Genomic DNA, 23,233 nt, shown 5'->3' with positions numbered 1-23,233 from the left:
ATGGATATCCTTCGTTGGAGCAAATTGACAGCATCAGAACAGCTCAAAGCACTCTCACGAGCCGACTTAGTAATGGATACAGATGTATCGACTCAAGTTCAACAGCTTGTTGATATTGTCAAAAAGAATGGTGACAAAGCCGTTAACGAGCTGACAAAAAAATACGATAACCTCGATATCGAAAACTTCAAAGTTTGTAATGATGAATTGAAAAATGCCAGTCGTTTGCTTGATAACAACCTAATTGATGCTATTCAAGTTGCTTACTCAAATATCAACACCTTTCATACTGCGCAGCTTCAACAGTCTATCAAATTAGAAACACAAACAGGCATTAGCTGTGAACTGCGCACAGAAGCGATAAACTCTGTAGGTTTATATATTCCAAGTGGAAGCGCACCACTCATTTCAACAGCATTAATGTTGGCGATTCCAGCACATATAGCAAAATGTGAAAGAATAGTATTGATGAGCCCTCCTCCGATTCATCCTGCAATACTACACATTGCTAATGTTTGCGGCATTAATGAGATTTATCAAATAGGTGGAGTGCAAGCCATCGCTGCGCTTGCTTATGGGACAAACACCATTAAGCCTGTAGATAAAATTTTTGGTCCGGGAAATCGATACGTAACAGCTGCTAAAAGTATCGTTGCTTTTGATGACCAAATAACCACAACGATAGACATGCCAGCAGGTCCTTCTGAGGTATTGGTTATCGCTGATGAAGATGCGAACCCATCGTTTATCGCTGCAGATTTGTTATCGCAAGCTGAACATGGCGAGGATTCTCAAGCCATTCTTATTACTCATTCAGAAAAACTGGCTTTAGATGTTGTTGATTCAATTAATACACAATTAGCTAATTTAAGCCGACAAAAAATTGCAAAAAAAGCATTATACAATAGCCGAGTGATTATTGTTGATTCAATTAAAGAAGCCATTAATTTATCAAATCATTATGCACCTGAGCATTTGATCATCCAAACAGAATCACCACGTGAGCATTTAAAACAAGTAAGAGCCGCAGGTTCGGTCTTTCTTGGTAAATTTAGCCCAGAAGCTGTGGGCGACTATGCGAGTGGTACCAATCATGTTTTGCCAACTTATGGTTATTCACGTTCGGTATCAAGCCTTACTCTCTCGGATTTTCAGAGAAAATTTACTGTTCAATCACTGACTTCTGATGCCTTAATGAGTTTAAGCAACTCTGTAATCACTCTCGCGATGAATGAGCAATTAGACGGACATGCTAATGCAATTGAAGTTAGAAAACGTTTCATCGAGGAGAATAGGTAAATGCCAGAATCTAATAGTAAAAAACAATTAGCAGAAGACTTATTTCGAGATGACATTAAGGACATTTCGACTTATCAAAGCGCTAGACGCATTGGTGGTGAAGGAAACATCTGGATTAACGCTAATGAATCTCCTTTTAGTAACTTCGCAACGAACACAATCGATTTAAATGGCATTAACCGCTATCCTGAGCCACAGCCGCAACAACTTATAGAAGCTTATGCTGCTTATGCTAATGTTGAAGCCGATCAATTACTGTGTTGTCGTGGTGCTGATGAGGCAATTGAATTATTAATACGCAGTTTTTGCCAACCAAGCATTGATAGTATTTCCTATTTTGGGCCTAGCTATGGAATGTATAACATTTCAGCTCAGGCCAATGCCGTTCAGGCTAATGAAATAGCATTCAACAATGATTTTACTCTTCCTGAGAATATTTCATTAGCGAAAACATCCAAACTAATCTTCGTTTGCAATCCAAATAATCCGACGGGTACAGTGATTGAGATAGATGAAATTGAATCTTTGCTCAATAAACTGCCAAATTCACTGGTTGTCATTGATGAAGCATATATCGAGTTTGCTTCTGCCTATTCATCAATTAGATTACTTGATAGATATCCTAATTTAGTAATTTTAAGAACGCTTTCAAAAGCTTTCGCATTAGCTGGGGCTCGTTGTGGCTTTCTAATCGCATCTGAAAATATCGTACAACAAGTTAATCGAATCATAGCTCCTTACCCTATACCAACTCCTATTGAACAAATAGCGATCCAGTCTTTATCAAAGTCAGGAATAGAAATAATGCAGTCGCAAGTTGCACAATTGTTAGCACTCAAAACTGAACTCACCAACGTACTTATCGTTTCAGGTGCGAAAGTGCTTAATAGTTATACCAACTTTATTTTCGCTGAATTTTCTGATCCCGATGATATTTGGACTCGATTAGCCAATAAAGGCATTAATGCACGTCGATATCAGTCTAAAAATCTACTCAACGCCATTCGATTTAGCATTGGAAATTCGCAAGAAATAGAATCAGTCATTAAAATATTTGAAGGGATAAAGGGTTAATGAACACTCAAAAAAAACTATTAAAAAATTCCAAAATTCTCTTTATCGATAGAGATGGCACTCTGGTAGAAGAGCCACCTATCGATAAGCAACTGGACAAGATTAGTAAGGTAAAGCTTGAACCAGAAGTGATCTCAGCTTTACTAAAGCTAAAGGAACAAGGTTACCAGTTGGTTATGGTCTCCAACCAAGATGGTTTAGGTACCGATTCCTTTCCCAAGCAAGATTTCGAAAACACACATAACTTTATGATGAATATTTTTGAAAGCCAAGGTGTCACATTCGATGATGTACTCATCTGTCCTCATTTTGATAGTGATAATTGCAGCTGCCGCAAGCCTAAATTGGGACTAGTAAAGCCTTATCTAACCAGTGGAAGTATCGATTTCACTTCTTCAGCTGTGATTGGAGATCGCGCTACTGATATTGAACTTGCTGATGCTATGGGCATTAAAGGCATTCAATACAATCCTAAAAAATTGAATTGGTCTACAATCGTTGAGCAATTAACAAAGTATACACGGCATGCAAAAATATGCCGTAACACGAGTGAAACACAAATAAGTGTTGAAGTTGATTTAGATAGTGCTGATCAGGGACAGATAAATACTGGAATTGGTTTTTTTGACCACATGCTAGAGCAAATATCTACTCACGGTGGATTTAAACTTAACTTGAGCGTTAGTGGTGATTTACACATTGATGATCATCACACCATTGAAGATACCGCGATAACATTAGGGCAAGCGATAAAACAAGCACTGGGTGACAAAAAAGGGATAGCTCGTTTTGGATTCACTTTGCCCATGGATGAAACTCGTGGTGAGTGTCTTATTGATCTCTCTGGCCGTGCTTATTGTAAATACCAAGCAGAACTTAATCGAGAAACCATCGGAACCTTATCAACTGAGATGATCCCGCACTTCTTTAAATCATTTGCTGACGGACTTGCGTGTACTTTGCATATTTCATCAGTAGGAAATAATGAACATCATATTGTTGAAGCATTATTTAAATCGCTAGGGCGTTCATTGAGACAAGCGATCAAAAAAGAAAGTGATGCGCTACCTTCTTCCAAAGGAATGTTATAGGAACTCGTATGACAACATCAATAGACCATTCAGCTAATGATATGACTGTTATTATTGATACAGGAGTGTGTAACTTAACTTCGGTATATAATGCAATGAAGCGCCTTACTAAGCATGTAGCAATCAGTTCAGACTCAGATGTTATTCAGCAAGCTGCGAGGGTTATTCTACCGGGTGTTGGTAGTGCCCACAGTGGAATGGCATCACTGTCTAAAAAACAGCTGGCTAATTTAATTCCTACATTAAAACAGCCCGTATTAGGCATTTGTTTGGGCATGCAGCTATTGACCAACGAATCGGAAGAATCTACATCTACTGACACGATAAATTGTTTAGGATGTATCCCAACGACGGTTAATTCGTTTATACAAACTAGGTTACCTTTGCCCCACATGGGTTGGAATAAATTTAACCCAACATGTTTACACCCCATTTTTAAAAACTTAACTGATGGGGAATACGTATATTTCGTACATGGATTCAATGTACCCATAAGTGAATACACCATTGCCAATTGTGACTATGGTGAAACATTTAGTGCAGCAATCGTAAATAAAAACTTTATTGGCTTGCAATTTCACCCCGAAAAAAGTGGTGCAATTGGGTCGCAAATTTTGGCTAACTTTCTTGAGATGAAAGAAGAAGATGAGATGGCTTCATGATAATACCAGCTATAGACCTTATTGATGGACAAGTAGTCAGACTTTTTCAAGGTGATTATTCTAAACAAACAAATTTTGAAATTGATCCCTTACAACAGTTGTCTTTATATGAAAACCAAGGTGCTAAATGGTTACATCTTGTTGATTTAACAGGGGCTAAAGATCCAAATAAACGGCAATTAACTTTGATAAACAGACTGACAAGTCAGCTTTCTGCCAACATTCAAGTTGGTGGAGGGGTGAGAACAAAACAACAAGTAGAAGATCTGCTTAATTCCGGAGTTAAACGCGTTGTAATTGGCTCATTAGCGGTCAAAAAACCTAATGAAGTGGCTAATTGGTTGAAAGAATTTGGCCCTGAATCTATTTGCGTTGCACTAGACACTAACATTGATCTAAATGGTAATAAGATGCTTGCTGTTTCAGGCTGGCAACAAGCCTCTAATACACGGATTGAAGAAATCGCAGATCAATTAAGTGGAGCAGATCTTACCCACTGTCTTGTCACTGATATAAGTAGAGATGGAACTGCTAAAGGTCCAAACTTCACTTTATATTCAGAACTTTCTAAACATTACCCCTGCATACAATGGCAAGCATCTGGAGGTGTTGGCAATATTTGTGATGTAAAACATACTCGTTCATCGGGGGCGACTAGCCTCATTATAGGTAAAGCCTTGCTTGAAAATAAATTTACCACTAAAGAGGCTATCCAATGCTGGCAAAACGCATAATTCCATGTCTGGATGTTAAAAATGGACAAGTTGTAAAAGGCATTCAATTTAAAAATCATGAAATTGTTGGCAATATCGTTGAACTTGCTAAACGTTATGCTAATGAAGGTGCTGATGAACTCGTTTTTTATGATATTTCTGCCAGCACCTCTGGCTCTACTGTAAGTAAAATGTGGGTTAATCAGGTAGCTGAGCAAATTGATATTCCATTTTGTGTTGCAGGGGGAATTAAATCCGCTGAACAAGCGAAAGAAATCCTCCAATGCGGTGCTGATAAAATATCAATTAACTCCCCCGCCCTTGCTGAACCATCACTCATCACCCGACTTCAAGATCAGTTTGGGAGACAGTGTATTGTTGTAGGCATAGACTCATACCATGATAAAGAAACAAACACTTACAAGGTTAAACACTTAACCGGAGATGTAAAAACATCACAGTTCACTCAATGGTCAACTTTTGACTGGGTTGAAAAAGTACAGCAATTGGGATGCGGCGAGATTGTGCTTAATGCGATGAACCAAGATGGAGTTCGCTCAGGTTTCGACATAGATCAATTAAAACAAATTCGATCAATTTGTGATGTTCCATTAATTGCATCTGGCGGGGCTGGGAGAATCCAACATTTTATCGACGTATTTCAACATTCAAATGTTGATGGTGCCTTGGCAGCCACTGTATTTCATAAAAACATGATAGAAATAGATCATTTGAAAGCTGAACTTAATAATAATGAAATTTGCGTAAGACAATTGCATAAACTACCACAGATAGGTTGAACGAATGACAAAATTATCCGATACCCAAATAGAAGAATTGGCTTGGGAAAAGCAAAATGGTCTAATCCCTGCTATTGTTCAGCATTATCATACTGGTCAAGTACTCATGCTTGGATACATGAACAAAACGGCAATTCACCGAAGCCAAATAAATTCAAAAGTTACTTTTTACAGTCGTAGTAAACAAAGGTTATGGACAAAAGGTGAAAGCTCGAACAATTGGTTAAGCTTGATTTCAATAAGTGCGGATTGCGACTCTGATACTCTGCTTGTTCAAGCCATTCCACAAGGACCGACTTGCCATAAGGGTACAACGAGTTGTTGGAACGAAATTGGAACGGATCATTTTCTACAAAACCTTATTCATTTAATCGCACAACGCAAACAAGAACCTGAATCAAGTAGTTATACTCAGTCACTATTCAAAGCAGGTACTAAAAGAATTGCTCAAAAAGTTGGAGAGGAAGGGGTGGAAACGGCACTCGCTGCAGCAGTGAACGACAATGATGAGCTTACTAATGAGTCTGCAGATTTACTGTTTCACTTACTGGTATTATTAGAAAATCAAAATGTGTCTTACGAAAAAATTATTGCATGTCTATCTGAAAGGCATATAAAAAAATAAACACTGAGGGAGTGATAATGATTCACTCCCTCATCGTTCCTTAAAAATTATAAATACACCGACTTAAAGCCATCTGGTCTAGTTTTTAATACTTTAAGAAACCACATATATTGCTCAGGGTGCTCTTTAATCGTCTCTTCAATCATTTTATTAAGCACAAGCGCTTCACTCTCTTTACATTCAACACTATTAAGACAACATGCTTCTTTCACAGTCAATTCAAACTGATGCGATTCACAGTTATAACCCATTGCCACAGGTAAAACTTCTGCATTACCTGCATGAGCTAATCGACCAACAACAGGCAATGTAGCCTTGACGGTCGCAAAAAATGGTGCGAAAACACTTTTTTTAGAACCTAAATCCTCATCAGGTAAATAAAAAAAGCTATTCCCCTTCTTTAACTCACCAACTAAAGTTCTTATACCCGCTTCTCGTTTATAAACATCACCACCACGACTGCTTCTAAGTCGAATGCTAAACCAATTAAATAGTTCATTTCTATGAGCCTTTGCCATTGCAACCATTGGCAGTTCGAGATTTAATCTAAGCCCTGCATACTCTACTCCCCAAACATGAGGCAGAATAAATATAATAGGTTTACCATTCATTCTTGCTTTAGCAATATGCTCGGCACCACTCAACTTCACTCTTTGCTTTAATTTTTTCTCAGAACAACATAAAAGCTCAGCTTGCGCCAACATAGTCATAACAAAATGACTTACATTTTCTTTTAACAATTCGTCTATTTCATGTTCAGACTTTTCTGGAAAACATGCAGCTAGATTTGCTCTTGCGATACGCAGTGGTCTTTTGGCTATCATCTTAACAAACTTAGCGAATAAACAAGCTAAGGGCGCTCTAACTTTTACTGGGAGCAAACCAAATAAAAATAAAATGAATACGCCAACCCAAGACAGCCATAGTTTAGGGTGAAGTAAACCTCGATGGAATTTACAACAAAACTTTTTGGTTCTTCCTGACAAAAGATCTTCCTCTTACGTTTTTCACAAGGCTCAAGCTTTAATGCCTTATTATCGTTATTGTTTATTACACTAAAAACAAATAACCAAATGGTAAAAAAATTACCAAGTCGTAAATGAAATGTGAAAACGATTTGATTATATCTTATTTCTCCCATGAATGATCAACGAATATTTTTGCATAAGGAAAGTTATACCAATTACAGTAATTGGTATTATTCTAAAGTTTTTCGTTATTACATATAAAAAAAGGCCACTCATTTGAGTGGCCTTTATGATTGAAACAAAAATTATCCTTTTGCGTTGGCTTCCTCAACACGAACTTTTAATTTTTGTCCTGGACGAAATGTTACGACACGACGTGCCGAAATAGGTATATCTTCGCCGGTTTTCGGATTCCTTCCCGGTCTTTGATTCTTATCCCTAAGGTCAAAATTGCCAAAGCCAGATAGCTTGACTTGCTCACCACGTTCTAGAGCACTGCGAACTTCTTCAAAAAAGTGCTCTACCATCTCTTTTGCTAATCGTTTGTTGATTCCTAGCTTTTCAAAAAGATGTTCTGCCATTTCGGCTTTGGTAAGTGCCATACTTTAATCCCTCAACGATGCGTTGAACTCAGTCTTAAGAACAGAAACTATAGAGTTAACTTGCTCAGTAATTTCTTTTTCTTCCAGTGTACGAGTAGTGTCTTGTAATGTTAGTGCAATTGCTAAGCTCTTTTTGCCAGCTTCTACACCTTTGCCTTGGTATACATCGAACAAGTTTACGCCAACCAACTGATTATCGCCAACTTTTCTTATTGAATCTATGACATTATCAGCAGAAATTGTTTCATCAATGACTACAGCAATATCTCGTCTATTAGCAGGAAACTTTGAAACAGTTTGAGCAGAAGGAAGCTCAATCTGTAATAAGGCTTCTAACTCCACTTCAAAGACAATGGTTCTACCATTAAGTCCAAACGGTTTTTCAAGGTTTGGATGAACAGTACCAATAAATCCAATTACTCGATCATTTCTTAATATTTCAGCAGATTGCCCCGGATGAAGAGCATCGTGCTGTGAAGGTCTAAAAGTAAATTCAGAATCAGCTGCTGTCAAGCCAATAATAGCTTCTAAATCACCTTTAAGGTCGAAGAAATCAACAGTTTTAGCTTCAATAGACCAATGTTCGTCCGAAGTCATACCAGTAATTACAGCACCAAGCATTTCTTGCTGTCTAACACCGGACTCTGCAGTTTCATCAGGTACAAAGCGCAGCCCTGTCTCGAATAAACGAACTCTACCTTGCTGACGCTTTTGATTATGAGCAACAGTAGTTAGTAACCCTGTAAACATAGACAATCGCATTACCGACATTTCGCTAGAAATAGGGTGAGGTAATACCATTGATTTTTGCTCTGGGTGAATTAGCTCTTGTAGTTTTGGATCAACAAAACTATAAGTTATTGCTTCATGATAGCCTCGAGCTACAAACGTTTGTCTCACTTTGCGAAGTGATAAATTGCTCTCTTTATGATCTGACATGATCAAATCAGCACGAGGTGCCGTATTGGGAATATTGTTATATCCATAAATACGTGCAATTTCTTCGATTAAGTCTTCTTCAATTGCCATATCAAAACGGTATGTACGAGTTACTACATCCCACCCTTTCGGATTTATAACAACATCAAAACCTAATTTTTCTAAGATTTCAACAACATCTGTATCAGATACATAATGACCGAGTGTTGAATCTAATTTTGTACGACGCAGTGACAAATTAATTGACTGCGGTAACAGCGAAAGTTCAGCACTTTCTACTACTTCACCGGCCTGCCCACCACAAATATCGAGAATAAGGCGGCTAGCACGGTCCATAACTTTATATTGGATTTCTGGATCAACACCACGTTCAAAACGGTGCGAGGCATCTGTGTGTAGCCCAAGTTGGCGTGCCTTGCCCATAACTGACAATCTTGAGAAAAATGCACATTCAAGAATAATGTCTTTTGTCTGTGAAGTTACGCCCGTTGCCTCACCACCAAAAATACCAGCAAGGGCAATAGAGCCAGAATCATCTGCAATGACTAAAGTATCACTTGGAACGGTAATCTCATTTCCATCCAGTAACATAAGTTTTTCTTTGCCTGTACCGAAACGAACTTGAATATCACCTGATACTTTTGCAGCATCAAATGCATGCATAGGTTGACCATACTCGAGTAAAACGAAATTCGTTACATCTACGATTGGATCAATTGAACGCACACCACTGCGACGTAGCTTTTCTTGCATCCAAAGTGGAGTTTTAGCGGATACATCAATCCCTTTAATGACTCTTGAAAGATATCTTGGGCAAGCTTTTGGCTCGATTAACTTAACGTTAACTTTATCTTCAATAGTGGCTTCAACAGAATTCCAAGATGGCTCAAAGGCATTCATTCGATTGAGCACTGCGACTTCACGGGCTAAGCCAGCGATTCCTAAACAATCAGCACGATTAGCGGTTAAGTCGACATCAATTGTTACATCATCGAGTTGTAATAATTTACGAATATCTGTACCGATAACAGCATCAGATGGCAACTCCATAATACCATCGCTTTCAATATCGATACCTAATTCTGAGTAGGAGCAAAGCATCCCAAAAGAAGGTTGACCGCGTAGTTTTGCCTTTTTGATTTTGAAATCACCGGGCAATACAGCACCAACAACAGCTACAGCAACTTTTATTCCTTGACGACAATTAGCTGCACCACAAACGATATCGAGAAGCTCTTCAGCACCAACATCAATTTTAGTTACTTGTAGTTTATCTGCATCGGGGTGCTGTCCACATTCAACTACATGGCCAACAACAACACCATTAAACTCTTTAGCAACAGCATCAACTGCGTCAACTTCAAGTCCTGCCATAGTAAGTTGGTCTGATAGTTCTTGACGGCTGATAGAAGGATTAACCCACTCACGGAGCCATGATTCACTAAACTTCATTTTTCAATTTGCTCCGTTTTTATTTAAATTGCTTAAGAAAGCGCAAGTCATTTTCAAAGAATGAACGTAAATCATTAACGCCATAACGCAGCATTGTTAAACGCTCAACTCCCATACCAAAAGCAAATCCAGAATACTTTTCAGGATCAAAACCTACACTTTTTAATACGTTCGGGTGAACCATTCCGCAGCCAAGTACTTCTAACCAACCATTTTTACCTTTTACATCAACTTCAGCAGAAGGTTCTGTAAAAGGAAAATATGAAGGTCGGAAACGTACTTCAAGATCTTCTTCAAAGAAGTTTCGTAAAAAGTCATGAAGAATGCCTTTTAACTCAGAAAAGTTAACATTCTCAGCCACCATTAAGCCTTCAACTTGATGAAACATGGGGGTATGTGTTTGATCGTAGTCATTACGATATACGCGACCAGGAGAAATAATTCTGAGCGGTGGCTGCTCTTTTTCCATGGTACGAATTTGAACACCCGAAGTTTGAGTTCTTAATACTAACTTTGGGTTGAAATAAAACGTATCGTGGTCTGCTCTAGCTGGGTGGTGCGCAGGAATATTCAACGCATCAAAATTATGGAAATCGTCTTCTATTTCAGGACCTTTCTTAACACTAAACCCTAATTCACCAAAAAAGTCTTCTATACGTTCAATAGTCCGAGTGACTGGATGTAACCCGCCGTTTTCTATTGTTCTACCGGGTAATGTGACATCAATTTTGTCAGCCTTTAAGCTTTCTTCAAGAAGCTTATTTTTAATGTCATTAATTTTCTTACTTAAGCTAGCTTGAACAGCTTGTTTAGCATCATTCACTGATTGACCAAAAGCGGGCTTTTCTTCTGGACTTAACGTCGCCATCATCCGCATCATTGCGGTAATCTGTCCCTTCTTACCAAGGTAATCAACCCGGATATCATCCAGTGCTTTTAAATCACTGGTCTGCTCTATGACTTCTAGAGCTTTAGATACAATGTCTGTAAGTTGTTGCATTTCATATTCCACTGCATACTGAAACAGCATGTTCATTATCTAGCAAATACTATAAATGACCGACCCCAGTTCAATAAAGCATCTTATTAAACTTAGCCACTCAATTATACGAATAAAAAGACGGAAATTTTACGTGAAACTAGCGTTTATGACTAGCTGTAATTAAAGTTTTTTGAATAAAATCTGAAGCGTAATCAAACTAGAGCACATTTTACACGAAGAGATTGGTTTTGGCTTTAATGTCACATTTAAATCATTTAATAGTATTTTATTCTAACATAAAGTAGCTAACGAGTTACAAGAGCTGTAAAATAGATACAACATAAAAGCAACAACCATTTTTTTTGCTCTAATTTATGAAACAACTATTAAGTTAACAAGATAAAAGCCGATATTTACTTTCGAATGAATATTGGGGTCGCTCTGCTCAAATTGCCATAATTTGTCTGAACCTCTCAAAATAACCATAAAGTGTTATCGAGATAAATGTTCAGTTCTGAACAAACTAAATATCAATTTGGAACTATTCAGATTGATATTTTTTATGTTCGTGTTGATTCTGTTGATTTGTGTATTATAAAAAAGTCGCTAAGGTATTAAAAATAATTATGAAAGAAGTAAAATTCCGCTGGATAGATAAGTACTTAATCCAAACAACTATACGTGCAAAATTTATTATTTTGGCTTGTATTTCAATTTTCACATTATTATTTTTATCATTTTTGTTGAATCAAAAATATACAGATATCTCAAAAACAACACGACTATCAAGTTCAATTGCAAATGTTTCTCAACACAATATTCTTATTGATAAAGCATTAGAATTTATACCAGGTAGTAAGCAACAAACTTTTATCGCAAACCTTTCGCCCGAGCTTCAAGTCAGGCCATTATCAGAACTTCCACTCAAGCAACAACAAGTAGCACTTGATGGTGGTGGTGTTATTGCTTCTCAAGTTATCAGTTCAGTGTCACCAAGCAATAATGTTACTATTCAAACTCTAAAGCAAAATTCTATTACTACAAATGAATCTTCTGAGCTTTCTATTTTTAGTTACGGGGTTACATCGGCATTAATTATACTCGTCATCATTAGTGTTTATTATGTTTCAACATTCATCCGCGGTGCTTTGTATACAACCGTGCAAGCTCTTAAACAAGCGGCTGACGGAGATCTTACAAGTAGATTAAACTTCTTTTTAGTCAAAGATGAATTTAGTACCCTTGCTATTAGCATTGATACATTAGTAGATCGCCAACATCAATTAGTAAAGCAAGTTGTTAATGCAACTACACAAATACGTACTGTGGTTGCTGAGTTTCGAAATAATGCCCAACAAGGCCAATCTCTTGCAGTAAATCAACGACAACATCTAGACTCTCTTGCTACAGCAATGGAAGAAATGACCGCGGCAGTTAAAGAAGTGTCACGCAATGCTGAACAATCTTCAACAGAAACTCAAGAAGCCAATAACCAAGTTAATAACGGTTCTAAAGACATAGATACAACAGTTAGAGCTATTGGAACGTTAGCGAATGATATTTCCAACGCATCTGATGCAGTTAATCAACTTAATGACAATGCCTCCAGAATTGATGAGGTTGTTACAACAATCAATGCCATATCTGAACAAACCAATCTACTAGCGTTAAATGCTGCGATTGAAGCTGCACGTGCTGGTGAACAAGGACGTGGTTTCGCAGTCGTTGCTGATGAAGTACGAACACTTGCTGGCCGTACACAACACGCAACTGTTGAAATTAAGACCATGATAGAATCACTACAGTCCGGTGCAAGCGCACTAACTCAAGTTATGTCTCGAACCGTTGAACAAGCCGAACAAGGTAAGCTTCATGTGGTGAAAACTGGTGAAGATCTTGAGAACATAGCAGTTCACAGCGATAAAGTGCTTGATATGAGTGTACTTATTGCGACTTCTGCAGAAGAGCAATCTGCAGTCGCTAATGACATTGCCAGCAATCTAATGGACATTAGAAATCAATCCCATGATGTGGAAACTTCAGCAAACGATGCTGTTTCTGGGTGTGACGAATTACACGCAACAGCAGAGCAATTAGATCAACTGCTCGTCGGCTTAAAAGTGTAATTGGTATAAATTTAGTTTACTCAATACCTGATAATAATGGCGTGTCACACCGCCATTATTATACAAAAAGTATAAATCCAAGTAACTCATCACGCTTTTACTACACTTATCTCAATTAAGCCGTAAGTTATTGAGATAAGTGTAATGTTAATTCCTAAAATTTGTAAATCCTTGCTGTCTCTTGGCGTATTTTCATCTTTTTTAGCATCTGCTATAGAGAAAGATGCTTGTTTTGATCGTACAACAATGCCGTACACACTTCAGGTTGACTCACATTTTCATTTTCAACCTTTTGGTGGAAAAGCTATATTATTCGAAGATATGCTTGATATTTTTGAGCAAAACGGAGTTCGATTCGTAAATGCTTACGGCATTGGTCAGCCATTCACCTTTGATAATGCTTGTATTCACTATCTAGACTGCCCCAACCACCCTACTGCGCCAAGCATCAAGAATGATCTCATTAATGCCCATAACGTTTCAACACAACTTAACACCTCAGTAAGCGTTCAACTCGCGATGAGTTTTGCCAATCTTGCCAACCCAGAAAGTATAATTAGCCAAATATACAAACTTGATAAGAAACATAAAAAACAATTCAAGTTAATGGGAGAAGTCAATTTAATGAATCAAGCTTTGGTGTCTAACTCTCATCAACCAGCAACATTACATGATATTTCTGGCTGGAAAACATTTATGAACCTACTTAAAGATAGAAACATGCCAATTGTAATTCACTCTGATTTAGGTAACGATGAAGAATATTTTAAATATCTACACTTAATTGAACATGTTTTAAATTTATACCCCGATAACAAAATTGTATGGGCTCATTTAGGACTATCGTATCAGCAGGTTACACTGAACCCAAAAGAACACATCGCTATTTTACAACGTATGCTAAATCAATATCAAAATCTAACTCTAGATATGTCTTGGCGAATTATTGAAGAGTACTATTTCAGTAAACAAAGAAAGGCCTACGTTAAGTTTATCAATAAAAATTCACATAGATTTATAAGTGGTTCTAACTTTATCGCATCTGATAATAAAAGAAAGGACAGCTACCAACAAGAACTTGAAACAGTGAGTACGATTAATGAATATTTAGATGATGATGCATTTAGAAACATTGCATTGGGTCAAAATTATTTTGAGTTACATTCACTTCCAAATGAAGCACCGAAAATTTGTTCTAGGTAGTTTTAATAAACAAAGCCCCAGTAAACTAGGGCTTTGAAAGCAGTTTGGAAACAGTAAAACCACTTCCACAAAAGTGTTAATAACTAATTACTTAGCTAAAGCTTCTTTCGCTTTTTCAACTAACGTTGCAAATACAACTTTATCGAATACTGCGATGTCTGCCAAAATCTTACGATCGATTTCGATAGACGCCTTTTTCAGACCGTTAATGAAACGGCTGTAAGACAGACCATTTTGACGAGACGCTGCATTGATACGTGCAATCCAGAGTTGACGGAATTGACGTTTCTTCTGACGACGGTCACGATAAGCATATTGACCAGCTTTAGTTACTGCTTGAACTGCGACGCGATAAACACGTGAACGAGCTCCGTAATAACCTTTAGCCAGTTTAAGTACTTTTTTGTGACGAGCATGTGCGGTTACACCACGCTTAACTCTTGGCATTTTCTAATCTCCTAAATTAAGCGTATGGTAATTGACGTGCTATCGCAGGTACGTCAGATTTAGCAACTTGACACTTAGCACGTAAATGACGCTTACGCTTAGTGCTTTTCTTTGTCAAGATGTGGCGTAGATGTGCTTGTTTGCGCTTGAAACCATTAGCTGTTTTCTTAAAACGCTTAGCAACACCCTTGTCTGTTTTCATTTTAGGCATTTCTAAAACTCCGCATTGGGACGTTAATAAATAGCAAGGCGAAACGAGACCATCAGATCTCGTTTACTTTAGAGCCTTACTTATTTCTTTTTAGGTGCGAGAACCATTACGGCTTGGCGACCTTCCATCTTTGGAAAAGATTCAACTACCGCTATCTCTTCCAAATCTGCTTTGATACGATTCAATAGAGCCATACCAATGCTCTGGTGTGCCATTTCACGACCACGGAAACGCAGCGTAACTTTCGCTTTGTCACCATCGTTAAGAAAACGATTCAGGTTGCGTAGTTTTACCTGATAATCGTTTTCATCAGTGCCAGGACGGAATTTAACTTCCTTAACCTGAACCTGTTTTTGCTTTTTCTTTTGTTCTTTTTGAGCTTTTGCTTTCTCAAAAAGAAACTTACCGTAGTCCATTATACGACAAACTGGAGGCTCAGCATTAGGGCTGATTTCAACAAGATCCAGTGATGCTTCATCGGCAATGTTCTGTGCATCTCTTATATTTAGAATTCCAAGAACTTCACCATCTGCACCAGTAACACGCACTTCAGTTACACCGGTAATTTCATCATTGATTCTATTTGGGGCTGCTTTGCGCCCGCCTGCTTGCTTGATCTTTATGACCTATTCCTCCAACAAATTGAGACTACGGAGCGAAATTTGTTCACGGATTCTTGTGGCAAAATCATCAATCTTTATTTTACCTAAATCTTTTCCGTCTCGGGTTCGCACCGCGATTTCCTTATTTTCCATTTCTTGGTCACCAACAACCAATAAATAAGGTACACGACGTAAAGTGTGCTCACGTATTTTAAAGCCTATCTTTTCATTTCTCAAGTCTTTAACTGCACGAATTCCTTGCTGTTTGAATATTTTTACAACTTCTTCAACGTAATCAGCATGCTTATCAGTGATATTCATCACAACAACTTGCGCTGGGGCTAACCAAGTTGGGAATCGTCCTGCATATTCTTCAATCAATACACCCAAGAAACGCTCTAAAGAACCGAGCACTGCTCGGTGAATCATGACTGGTGTTTGACGACTATTATCTTCAGCAACGTATGTGGCACCAAGACGTGAAGGTAAAGCGTAGTCTAATTGAACTGTGCCACACTGCCATGCACGATCTAAACAATCATGTAATGTGAACTCAATCTTAGGGCCATAAAATGCTCCCTCACCTTCGAGGATTTCGTAGACTATATCATTTGCAACTAATGCCTTTTCTAACGCCGCTTCAGCTCGTTCCCACATATCGTCATTACCAATACGTTTTTCAGGGCGGGTAGAAAGTTTCACGATAATTTCATTAAATCCAAATGTTGAATAGGTATCGTAGATCATTTCAATACAATTACTTACTTCTTGTTGTACCTGATCTTCAGTACAAAAAACGTGAGCATCATCTTGAGTAAAACCACGAACGCGCATCAATCCATGCAATGAACCAGAAGGCTCATTACGATGACAACAACCAAATTCAGCCATACGCAGTGGCAAATCACGATAAGACTTCAAGCCCTGATTAAAAATTTGAACATGCCCGGGGCAATTCATTGGTTTTATCGCATATTCACGCGCTTCACTATGTGTTGTAAACATTGCATCTGCGTATTTATCCCAATGCCCAGAGCGCTCCCAAAGCACACGATCCATCATCAATGGACCCTTTACTTCTTGATAATCGTATTCGCTAATTTTTTCACGGATAAATTTTTCAAGCTCTAAGAATATACTCCATCCATCATTGTGCCAAAAGACCATGCCAGGTGCTTCTTCTTGCATATGATATAAATCAAGCTGCTTGCCTATTTTACGATGATCACGTTTTGCAGCTTCTTCTAGGCGGTTTAAATAAGATTTAAGGGCTTTTTTATCTGCCCAAGCTGTACCATAAACACGCTGTAGCATCTTGTTATCAGAGTTACCACGCCAATAGGCACCTGCAACACTCATAAGCTTAAAGTTTTGACAAAAACGCATACTTGGCACGTGTGGGCCACGACACATATCCACGTACTCTTCATGATGGTATAAAGCCGGTGAGTCATCTTTGCTAATATTTTCATCTAAAATAGCAATTTTATACGACTCACCACGTGCTTCGAAAGTGTCTCTAGCGGTTTGCCAGTTACCAACTTTTTTGACTACTTCATAGTTAGTCTTAGCTAATTGAAGCATGCGCTTTTCTAATTTTTCAATGTCTTCTTGAGTTAATTTATGCTCAAGATCGATATCGTAGTAAAAGCCATTATCAATCACTGGTCCAATGGCCATTTTAGCGTCAGGCCAAAGTTGCTTAATCGCATGCCCAAGAAGATGTGCACATGAATGACGTAATATTTCGACACCTTCATCGTCTTTAGCGGTGATAATCGATAATTCAGAGTCAGTATTAATAATGTCGCAAGCATCTTTTAAATCGCCATTAACTCGACCAGCAATACAAGCCTTTGCTAATCCAGGACCGATATCCATTGCTACGTCATAAGTTGAAACAGGTTGAGCGAACTCACGTTTACTGCCATCAGGAAGTGTAATTACAGGCATGATTTATCCTTTCCCAGTGGTGACCCACACGTAGGGCCACATGGTTTAAATTAAGTGTGGAAACAAAAAATGAAAATAGTCTATACCAAAGTCTATTGAGTTCATTTTTTGTGGGTAAATATAATACTCGACTATGTCATTACCACGCAATAGCATCTCTGAATATCCTGAAACAAATTAAAGCGAATAAAAATTAGACATAATGAATTTGTCGACTATCTTTTAACCTCCAATGTATAGATTTTCGTTTATCAAAAGCACATTAATATAAGTAAATACTGAGGTATAGGATGTACAAAGTAGTAGTATTTGCCGCCATTACAGCAGCAGTTAGTGCCAGTAGCGCTATAGGTAACTCAAATACAAATTCATTCGATTCTATTTACTCTAAACAAGCACTATTGAATGAGATTAAATCGGAATTGAATCAACAGCAAGAAGCGATGTTAATAGATATCTCTGGTTCAATTACTCAGAAATATCTAATTAAAAATCAGCTACTTTTTTCATCATTATCGATTAACAATGGTCAGCACCCTCTGAATGATGAGAAATAAGCATTTAATTTAACAAATAAAAGCTTATTAGTTGCATTATGACTTCTTTTAAGCTTTTACTTTAAAAAATTTTCTTTCATTTACCCTATAATTTTTTATATTATAATTTCAGTCCATTTATGAGTGTGTTAACTCACATAGCACTTCTGTATAAGATAAGATCAAATCTGATGTATAACAATGAGTTTCCTTTAGCCCCAATTGAAAGAATACTTTTTATTGTCGCGATGATCCCTGAAGGGAAAGTGAGTAGTTACGGCAAAGTAGCCGACCTCGCAGGATTACCAAAGCGAGCTCGATACGTGTCAAAAGCCTTAAAATTGGCAGATCCGAAAAAAAACATACCTTGGCATAGAGTGATAAACAGCCAAGGCAAAATTTCGTTTATAAAAGACTCAAATGAGTACAGAGCACAAGCTGAATTGTTAAGAATCGAAGGTGTTGAAGTGAACCAAGGTAAAATTCAGCTGTCGAAGTATGAATGGCAACCAAATATCGCTTCTTTAGTTTTAGGCATACCCTTTTGATTTTTTTTATTAAAGGAATAATATGAGTCGCATAGTTCAGTATTTATTTATTATTACACTTTTAATTTTATCCTCTTCAGCATTCGCCACCCTATCTCCGTTATTACCTCAAACTGCAGAATACCGAGTACTGTATGGCAGTATCGACCTTGGAAAAGCGCGCTATACCTTAGACAAAATAAATGATCAGTTTAATTATAAATTTGAAAGTGAATTATCACTACTCGTCCTTTCCGATAGACGAGAAGTGAGTAGCGAATTCGTTGTAACTAACGACCATGTCAATCCGATACGATTTTTTCATGAAAGAGAGGGAACAGGAAGCGACTACCAAGCTCAGCTTGTCTTTCTTAAATCACAAGAAAAAGTATACGGAAAATACAAACATGAAAAGTTAGAGTTTAATTATGCAAATGATTTATACGACATTCTTTCAGTGCAAGTGCAATTGAGGCTCGATTTAGCAAACAAAAAAGAAGATTTAAACTACAAGATTATTAAAAGTAACAAAATTAGCGATTATCAGTTCAACATTGTAGGTACTGAAGTGATAAACATTAATCAAAGAAACTACCAAACGATCAAATTAATGGTCGAAAGAAAAAAGAAAAAGCGCCAAACATTAATATGGTTGGCACCAGAACTCGCTTACTTACCCGTGAAATTAACCCATTCAAAAAAAGGGAAAAAACAACTCGAAGTACAATTACTCAATAGTAGCTTTATGACTGAAAGAGATGAGCTCGCCCAATCTAAATAAGCACCAATCACCGGCCGACAATATTTCCCATTGTTCATTGGTAGTTAAAGGTCTTGTTGCAATAACAGTAACAATGTCATTTGGTGTTGTTTCTTTATCGAAATCAATCGTGACATCTGTATCTTTCAATTTCGCTTTACCAAATGGCGCCCTTCTCGTGATATAACACAGATTGTTACTGCAATATGCCATCAAGTTCATACCATCACTGATGATCATATTAAATACGCCATGCAATCGAAGCCTATCTGCTAGTTCGCTGATATATTCATATACTGGAATCATATCTAACGGCTCTTTTTCACCAAATTTATTAGCCACTTGCTCGATAATCCAACAAAAAGCCAATTCACTATCTGTTTCACCTACGGGTTTGAAAGAGTGGGTAAGAAACTTACTTTCATAATCAGTTAATTGGCCATTATGTGCATAAGTCCAGTTTCTTCCCCAAAGCACTCGATTAAAAGGGTGCGTATTTTCAAGAGAAACACCACCACTATTTGCTTGCCTTATATGACTTATAACAACTTCGCTTTTAATCGGATATGATTTTATCAGTTTAGCGATATGTGAATCACAACTCGGTGAAACATCTTTAAAAATTCGATTTCCCTTCCCTTCATAAAATGCGATTCCCCAGCCATCAACATGTGGCCCAGTTACACCTCCTCGTTCGACCAAACCTGTAAAACTAAAAACAATATCTGTAGGTACGTTGGCACTCATAGCCAAGAGTTCACACATTCAAAAAGCTCTTTTATTTAATATCACAACAATTTTAGTATTTTAGCGTTCGTTGTATCACAACGCTAGATGCAATCCTTGTATATGCCAACTTATTAAATTTATTAAAAAATCCTCCATAGATTATAAAACGACTAATTCAAACATTTGTTTAAAAAGTGCTTGTATTAATTTTGGCTAAGATTTACCTTGTAAATGCGACAGAGGTCTGACCACAAACTATAATATGATCATGTTCGTATTTAACGATTAAAAAATGCGATCTTCAATCAAAAGACTTAAGGAGACATAAAGGTGACAACTCTACTTTGGATTATCGCCCTTGTAATAGTGCTAGGGATTTGCAGTTACATTAGGGTTTCATTAATCACAGCATCCACCGCTGTAGCACTAGTTATAGGTGGTGCATCCATTTTTCATTTTGAGCACCCTATTCCACTCATTGTTTTTCTTGCATTAGCGATTCCATTCAACATAAAAACATTGCGACGACAGTTTATATCAAACCCTTTGCTCTCCATGTACAAAAAAATTATGCCCGAAATGTCATCTACAGAAAGAGAAGCAATCGAGGCTGGGACAACATGGTGGGAAGCTGATTTATTTGCAGGTGCGCCTAACTGGAAGAAACTTCATGATATTCCAGTGTCGCGATTAACAGCAGAAGAACAAGCTTTCCTTGATGGGCCAGTTGAGCATGTTTGTGGTTTAGTTAATCAGCATCAAGTTGCACACCAACTTGCAGACTTACCAGAAAACGTTTGGCAATATTTAAAAGACAATGGCTTTTTCGCCATGATCATCAAGAAAAAATTTGGTGGACTGGAGTTTTCTGCTTACGCCCAATCTCGAGTCCTGCAAAAACTAGCCGGAGTGAGTAGCGAACTTGCTTCAACCGTTGGTGTGCCAAACTCTCTTGGTCCTGGCGAATTATTGCAACATTACGGAACTCAAGAACAACAAAATCATTATCTACCAAAGTTAGCACAGGGAAAAGAAATTCCATGTTTTGCTTTAACTAGTCCAGAGGCTGGAAGTGATGCTGGTTCTATACCAGATTTCGGGATCGTTTGTCATGGTGAATGGGAAGGCAAACAAATTCTTGGCATGAAACTAACTTGGAATAAGCGTTATATTACACTCGCACCTATTGCGACTGTGTTAGGCCTTGCGTTTAAACTACGCGATCCAGAGCAGCTACTTGGTGAAGTTGAAGAGTTAGGTATTACATGCGCACTGATCCCAACCAAAATACAAGGCGTCATTACTGGTCGTCGTCATTTTCCATTAAATTGTATGTTCCAAAATGGTCCTACTCAGGGTGAAGAGGTTTTTGTCCCACTTGATTTCATTATTGGTGGCCCAAGCATGGCTGGTCAAGGTTGGAGAATGCTCGTTGAGTGTTTATCAGTAGGTCGGGGAATTACCTTACCTTCAAATTCAGCTGGTGGTATCAAGACAGCAGCTGTCGCAACTGGGGCATACGCTAGAATACGTCGACAATTCAAATTACCAATCGGGAAATTAGAAGGCATTGAAGAGCCAATGGCTCGTATTGGTGGCAATGCATACTTAATGGATGCCGTTACAGCCTTAACCACTACAGGCATAGATCTCGGTGAAAAGCCTTCTGTTATTTCAGCTATTGTAAAATGTCACTTAACTGACCGTATGCAAAAATGTGTTATTGATGCAATGGATATTCATGGGGGTAAAGGTGTTTGCTTAGGCCCCAATAATTATTTAGGCCGTGGTTACCAAGCGGCACCAATAGCAATTACGGTTGAAGGAGCAAACATTTTAACTCGCTCAATGATTATCTATGGTCAAGGTGCAATTCGCTGTCATCCTTATGTATTGGCCGAAATGCAAGCTGCATTCGATCCTGATCCTTCTAAGGCATTAAAAGATTTTGATAATGCCATATTTGGACACATCGGTTTTGCTATCAGTAATTTCACTCGTAGTTTATGGATGGGATTGACTGGTTCAAGATTGTCAAACGCACCGTACTCAGATAAAACTAAGCGTTACTACCAGCAAATGAATCGCTTCAGTGCAAACTTAGCATTGTTATCTGATTTAGCGATGGGTACTTTAGGTGGTAGCTTAAAAAGAAAGGAGCGTATATCTGCTCGTTTGGGTGATTTGCTCAGCCAGTTATATCTAACATCTGCAGTGCTGAAACGTTATAATGATGAAGGCCGACAAATTGAAGATTTACCGCTTGTTCAATGGGCTGTAGAAGATTCATTATTCAAACTTCAAACCTCACTTGATGAATTGCTTAATAACTTCCCACTAGGACTAGGCCGTTTATTACGCTTGATAATATTCCCGTTCGGTCGATGTGTTAAAAGACCAAGTGATATATTGGATCACCAAGTTGCGAACATTATGCAAACACCTTGTGCTAGCCGAGATCGTTTAGCTGAAGGACAATATTTATTGGCAAACGAGAACAACCCTGTCGGAGTTCAAGAGCAAACATTTTTAGATTTAATTGCCTGTGAGCCGCTCCATAAAAAGGTGTGTGGAGTTTCGGGAGAAAGGTTACCTTTCATGTGGTTAGATCATGTCGCAGCTAAAGGGCTTGAGCTCAATGCTTTAACTGAAGAGGAAGCTGATTTGATGAAGCGAGCTGAAATTGGTCGCTTAAAATCTATCAATGTTGATGATTTTGATCCAGCTGAATTAAAAGCTCAACTAACCATAATGAAAGCGGCTGATTATGCAGCTTAAACCTAAAAACATCAGTTGAACGCTGAGTATATGTGTAACTGTTTGAGCAATACGATGATTTTATCATCATGGTTTTCACCAAATGAGTGAAGTGCTCTACGCTCACAAGCTTGCTAAAATGGCTGCTATCTGCGTTGTAACTTTTGCAAGTAGA

The 23,233-nt window shown here is 37.9% G+C and carries 22 protein-coding genes; 13 read left to right on the top strand and 9 right to left on the bottom strand.

Going from position 1 to position 23,233, the window contains the following annotated elements; translation table 11 throughout:
• Genes hisD through hisIE form a run of 7 tightly spaced genes read left to right on the top strand, consistent with a single transcriptional unit; the run spans window position 1 to window position 6,264 of the window.
• Window positions 1-1,299, top strand: a complete 1,299-nt coding sequence (gene hisD, locus E2I05_RS10375; protein ID WP_121851968.1) for a histidinol dehydrogenase — start codon at window positions 1-3, stop codon at window positions 1,297-1,299.
• On the top strand, window positions 1,300-2,373 hold the full coding sequence (hisC, locus tag E2I05_RS10370; protein WP_121851912.1) for a histidinol-phosphate transaminase: 1,074 nt from the start codon (window positions 1,300-1,302) through the stop codon (window positions 2,371-2,373).
• On the top strand, window positions 2,373-3,464 hold the full coding sequence (gene hisB, locus E2I05_RS10365; RefSeq protein WP_121851913.1) for a bifunctional histidinol-phosphatase/imidazoleglycerol-phosphate dehydratase HisB: 1,092 nt from the start codon (window positions 2,373-2,375) through the stop codon (window positions 3,462-3,464). The genes hisC and hisB overlap by 1 nt, the downstream gene beginning before the upstream one ends.
• Window positions 3,465-3,472: 8 nt before the next feature.
• Window positions 3,473-4,126 (top strand): imidazole glycerol phosphate synthase subunit HisH, encoded by a 654-nt coding sequence (gene hisH, locus E2I05_RS10360; protein ID WP_121851914.1) that lies wholly within the window; start codon window positions 3,473-3,475, stop codon window positions 4,124-4,126.
• Window positions 4,123-4,860, top strand: coding sequence for a 1-(5-phosphoribosyl)-5-[(5-phosphoribosylamino)methylideneamino]imidazole-4-carboxamide isomerase (gene hisA, locus E2I05_RS10355; RefSeq protein ID WP_121851915.1), 738 nt, complete (start codon window positions 4,123-4,125; stop codon window positions 4,858-4,860). Before hisH ends, hisA begins: the two co-directional genes overlap by 4 nt.
• Entirely contained in the window at window positions 4,842-5,639 is a 798-nt protein-coding gene (gene hisF, locus E2I05_RS10350; protein WP_121851916.1) for an imidazole glycerol phosphate synthase subunit HisF, read from the top strand. Before hisA ends, hisF begins: the two co-directional genes overlap by 19 nt.
• 4 nt (window positions 5,640-5,643) lie before the next feature.
• Window positions 5,644-6,264, top strand: a complete 621-nt coding sequence (hisIE, locus tag E2I05_RS10345) for a bifunctional phosphoribosyl-AMP cyclohydrolase/phosphoribosyl-ATP diphosphatase HisIE (protein WP_121851917.1) — start codon at window positions 5,644-5,646, stop codon at window positions 6,262-6,264.
• Window positions 6,265-6,311: 47 nt separating this feature from the next.
• Here hisIE and lpxM read toward each other — a convergent pair whose 3' ends face one another.
• The 4 genes from lpxM to pheS all read right to left on the bottom strand — a co-directional run bounded on the left by lpxM (window position 6,312) and on the right by pheS (window position 11,225).
• The gene (gene lpxM / locus E2I05_RS10340) at window positions 6,312-7,250 is read right to left on the bottom strand and encodes a lauroyl-Kdo(2)-lipid IV(A) myristoyltransferase (RefSeq protein ID WP_121851918.1); all 939 of its coding nucleotides are present in this window, start codon (window positions 7,248-7,250) and stop codon (window positions 6,312-6,314) included.
• Window positions 7,251-7,537: 287 nt separating this feature from the next.
• A complete protein-coding gene (gene ihfA, locus E2I05_RS10335) occupies window positions 7,538-7,834 on the bottom strand; it encodes an integration host factor subunit alpha (protein WP_121851919.1) in 297 nt (98 codons plus the stop codon).
• Between the two features lie 3 nt (window positions 7,835-7,837).
• Window positions 7,838-10,225, bottom strand: a complete 2,388-nt coding sequence (pheT, locus tag E2I05_RS10330; RefSeq protein ID WP_121851920.1) for a phenylalanine--tRNA ligase subunit beta — start codon at window positions 10,223-10,225, stop codon at window positions 7,838-7,840.
• A gap of 19 nt (window positions 10,226-10,244) precedes the next feature.
• On the bottom strand, window positions 10,245-11,225 hold the full coding sequence (pheS, locus tag E2I05_RS10325) for a phenylalanine--tRNA ligase subunit alpha (RefSeq protein ID WP_121851921.1): 981 nt from the start codon (window positions 11,223-11,225) through the stop codon (window positions 10,245-10,247).
• A 608-nt stretch (window positions 11,226-11,833) separates the two neighbouring features.
• On the opposite strand from pheS, the gene E2I05_RS10320 reads away from it, so the two are divergent.
• Window positions 11,834-13,333, top strand: coding sequence for a methyl-accepting chemotaxis protein (locus tag E2I05_RS10320; protein WP_121851922.1), 1,500 nt, complete (start codon window positions 11,834-11,836; stop codon window positions 13,331-13,333).
• A 144-nt stretch (window positions 13,334-13,477) separates the two neighbouring features.
• Complete coding sequence (locus E2I05_RS10315; RefSeq protein ID WP_121851923.1) at window positions 13,478-14,536, top strand: amidohydrolase family protein; 1,059 nt, start codon at window positions 13,478-13,480, stop codon at window positions 14,534-14,536.
• An 87-nt stretch (window positions 14,537-14,623) separates the two neighbouring features.
• On the opposite strand, the gene rplT is transcribed toward E2I05_RS10315, so the two are convergent.
• From rplT to thrS, 4 genes are all read right to left on the bottom strand, one after another.
• Window positions 14,624-14,983, bottom strand: a complete 360-nt coding sequence (gene rplT, locus E2I05_RS10310) for a 50S ribosomal protein L20 (RefSeq protein WP_121851924.1) — start codon at window positions 14,981-14,983, stop codon at window positions 14,624-14,626.
• Between the two features lie 16 nt (window positions 14,984-14,999).
• The gene (gene rpmI, locus E2I05_RS10305) at window positions 15,000-15,194 is read right to left on the bottom strand and encodes a 50S ribosomal protein L35 (RefSeq protein ID WP_012142466.1); all 195 of its coding nucleotides are present in this window, start codon (window positions 15,192-15,194) and stop codon (window positions 15,000-15,002) included.
• An 80-nt stretch (window positions 15,195-15,274) separates the two neighbouring features.
• Complete coding sequence (gene infC, locus E2I05_RS10300) at window positions 15,275-15,817, bottom strand: translation initiation factor IF-3 (protein WP_121851925.1); 543 nt, start codon at window positions 15,815-15,817, stop codon at window positions 15,275-15,277.
• Window positions 15,818-15,820: 3 nt separating this feature from the next.
• Entirely contained in the window at window positions 15,821-17,749 is a 1,929-nt protein-coding gene (gene thrS, locus E2I05_RS10295; protein ID WP_121851926.1) for a threonine--tRNA ligase, read from the bottom strand.
• 290 nt (window positions 17,750-18,039) lie between these two features.
• Between thrS and E2I05_RS10290 the strand changes: the two genes are divergently transcribed.
• From E2I05_RS10290 to E2I05_RS10280, 3 genes are all read left to right on the top strand, one after another.
• Window positions 18,040-18,306, top strand: a complete 267-nt coding sequence (locus E2I05_RS10290) for a hypothetical protein (RefSeq protein WP_121851927.1) — start codon at window positions 18,040-18,042, stop codon at window positions 18,304-18,306.
• A gap of 170 nt (window positions 18,307-18,476) precedes the next feature.
• Complete coding sequence (locus tag E2I05_RS10285) at window positions 18,477-18,833, top strand: MGMT family protein (protein ID WP_243641017.1); 357 nt, start codon at window positions 18,477-18,479, stop codon at window positions 18,831-18,833.
• Window positions 18,834-18,855: 22 nt separating this feature from the next.
• Window positions 18,856-19,593: a DUF3108 domain-containing protein gene (locus tag E2I05_RS10280; RefSeq protein WP_121851929.1), complete on the top strand. Its 738-nt coding sequence runs from the start codon at window positions 18,856-18,858 to the stop codon at window positions 19,591-19,593.
• Here the strand turns inward: E2I05_RS10280 and E2I05_RS10275 are convergent.
• Entirely contained in the window at window positions 19,540-20,337 is a 798-nt protein-coding gene (locus tag E2I05_RS10275; RefSeq protein WP_121851930.1) for a class II glutamine amidotransferase, read from the bottom strand. The genes E2I05_RS10280 and E2I05_RS10275 overlap by 54 nt on opposite strands.
• Window positions 20,338-20,631: 294 nt before the next feature.
• On the opposite strand from E2I05_RS10275, the gene fadE reads away from it, so the two are divergent.
• Window positions 20,632-23,079: an acyl-CoA dehydrogenase FadE gene (gene fadE / locus E2I05_RS10270; protein WP_121851931.1), complete on the top strand. Its 2,448-nt coding sequence runs from the start codon at window positions 20,632-20,634 to the stop codon at window positions 23,077-23,079.
• Window positions 23,080-23,233 lie beyond the last annotated feature (154 nt).

This window comes from Parashewanella spongiae (genome assembly GCF_004358345.1).
Taxonomy (GTDB): domain Bacteria; phylum Pseudomonadota; class Gammaproteobacteria; order Enterobacterales; family Shewanellaceae; genus Parashewanella; species Parashewanella spongiae.
Note: the sequence above shows the minus strand (reverse complement) of the source record. Positions and strands in the feature narration are given on the sequence as shown.

Excerpts from the sequence above, each read along its gene's own strand:
- hisD (WP_121851968.1), top strand. The coding sequence starts at position 1 with ATGGATATCCTTCGTTGGAGCAAATTGACAGCATCAGAACAGCTCAAA.
- hisC (WP_121851912.1), top strand. The coding sequence starts at position 1,300 with ATGCCAGAATCTAATAGTAAAAAACAATTAGCAGAAGACTTATTTCGA.
- hisB (WP_121851913.1), top strand. The coding sequence starts at position 2,373 with ATGAACACTCAAAAAAAACTATTAAAAAATTCCAAAATTCTCTTTATC.
- hisH (WP_121851914.1), top strand. The coding sequence starts at position 3,473 with ATGACAACATCAATAGACCATTCAGCTAATGATATGACTGTTATTATT.
- hisA (WP_121851915.1), top strand. The coding sequence starts at position 4,123 with ATGATAATACCAGCTATAGACCTTATTGATGGACAAGTAGTCAGACTT.
- hisF (WP_121851916.1), top strand. The coding sequence starts at position 4,842 with ATGCTGGCAAAACGCATAATTCCATGTCTGGATGTTAAAAATGGACAA.
- hisIE (WP_121851917.1), top strand. The coding sequence starts at position 5,644 with ATGACAAAATTATCCGATACCCAAATAGAAGAATTGGCTTGGGAAAAG.
- ihfA (WP_121851919.1), bottom strand. The coding sequence starts at position 7,834 with ATGGCACTTACCAAAGCCGAAATGGCAGAACATCTTTTTGAAAAGCTA.
- pheT (WP_121851920.1), bottom strand. The coding sequence starts at position 10,225 with ATGAAGTTTAGTGAATCATGGCTCCGTGAGTGGGTTAATCCTTCTATC.
- pheS (WP_121851921.1), bottom strand. The coding sequence starts at position 11,225 with ATGCAACAACTTACAGACATTGTATCTAAAGCTCTAGAAGTCATAGAG.
- E2I05_RS10320 (WP_121851922.1), top strand. The coding sequence starts at position 11,834 with ATGAAAGAAGTAAAATTCCGCTGGATAGATAAGTACTTAATCCAAACA.
- E2I05_RS10315 (WP_121851923.1), top strand. The coding sequence starts at position 13,478 with ATGTTAATTCCTAAAATTTGTAAATCCTTGCTGTCTCTTGGCGTATTT.
- rplT (WP_121851924.1), bottom strand. The coding sequence starts at position 14,983 with ATGCCAAGAGTTAAGCGTGGTGTAACCGCACATGCTCGTCACAAAAAA.
- rpmI (WP_012142466.1), bottom strand. The coding sequence starts at position 15,194 with ATGCCTAAAATGAAAACAGACAAGGGTGTTGCTAAGCGTTTTAAGAAA.
- thrS (WP_121851926.1), bottom strand. The coding sequence starts at position 17,749 with ATGCCTGTAATTACACTTCCTGATGGCAGTAAACGTGAGTTCGCTCAA.
- E2I05_RS10290 (WP_121851927.1), top strand. The coding sequence starts at position 18,040 with ATGTACAAAGTAGTAGTATTTGCCGCCATTACAGCAGCAGTTAGTGCC.
- E2I05_RS10285 (WP_243641017.1), top strand. The coding sequence starts at position 18,477 with ATGTATAACAATGAGTTTCCTTTAGCCCCAATTGAAAGAATACTTTTT.
- E2I05_RS10280 (WP_121851929.1), top strand. The coding sequence starts at position 18,856 with ATGAGTCGCATAGTTCAGTATTTATTTATTATTACACTTTTAATTTTA.
- E2I05_RS10275 (WP_121851930.1), bottom strand. The coding sequence starts at position 20,337 with ATGTGTGAACTCTTGGCTATGAGTGCCAACGTACCTACAGATATTGTT.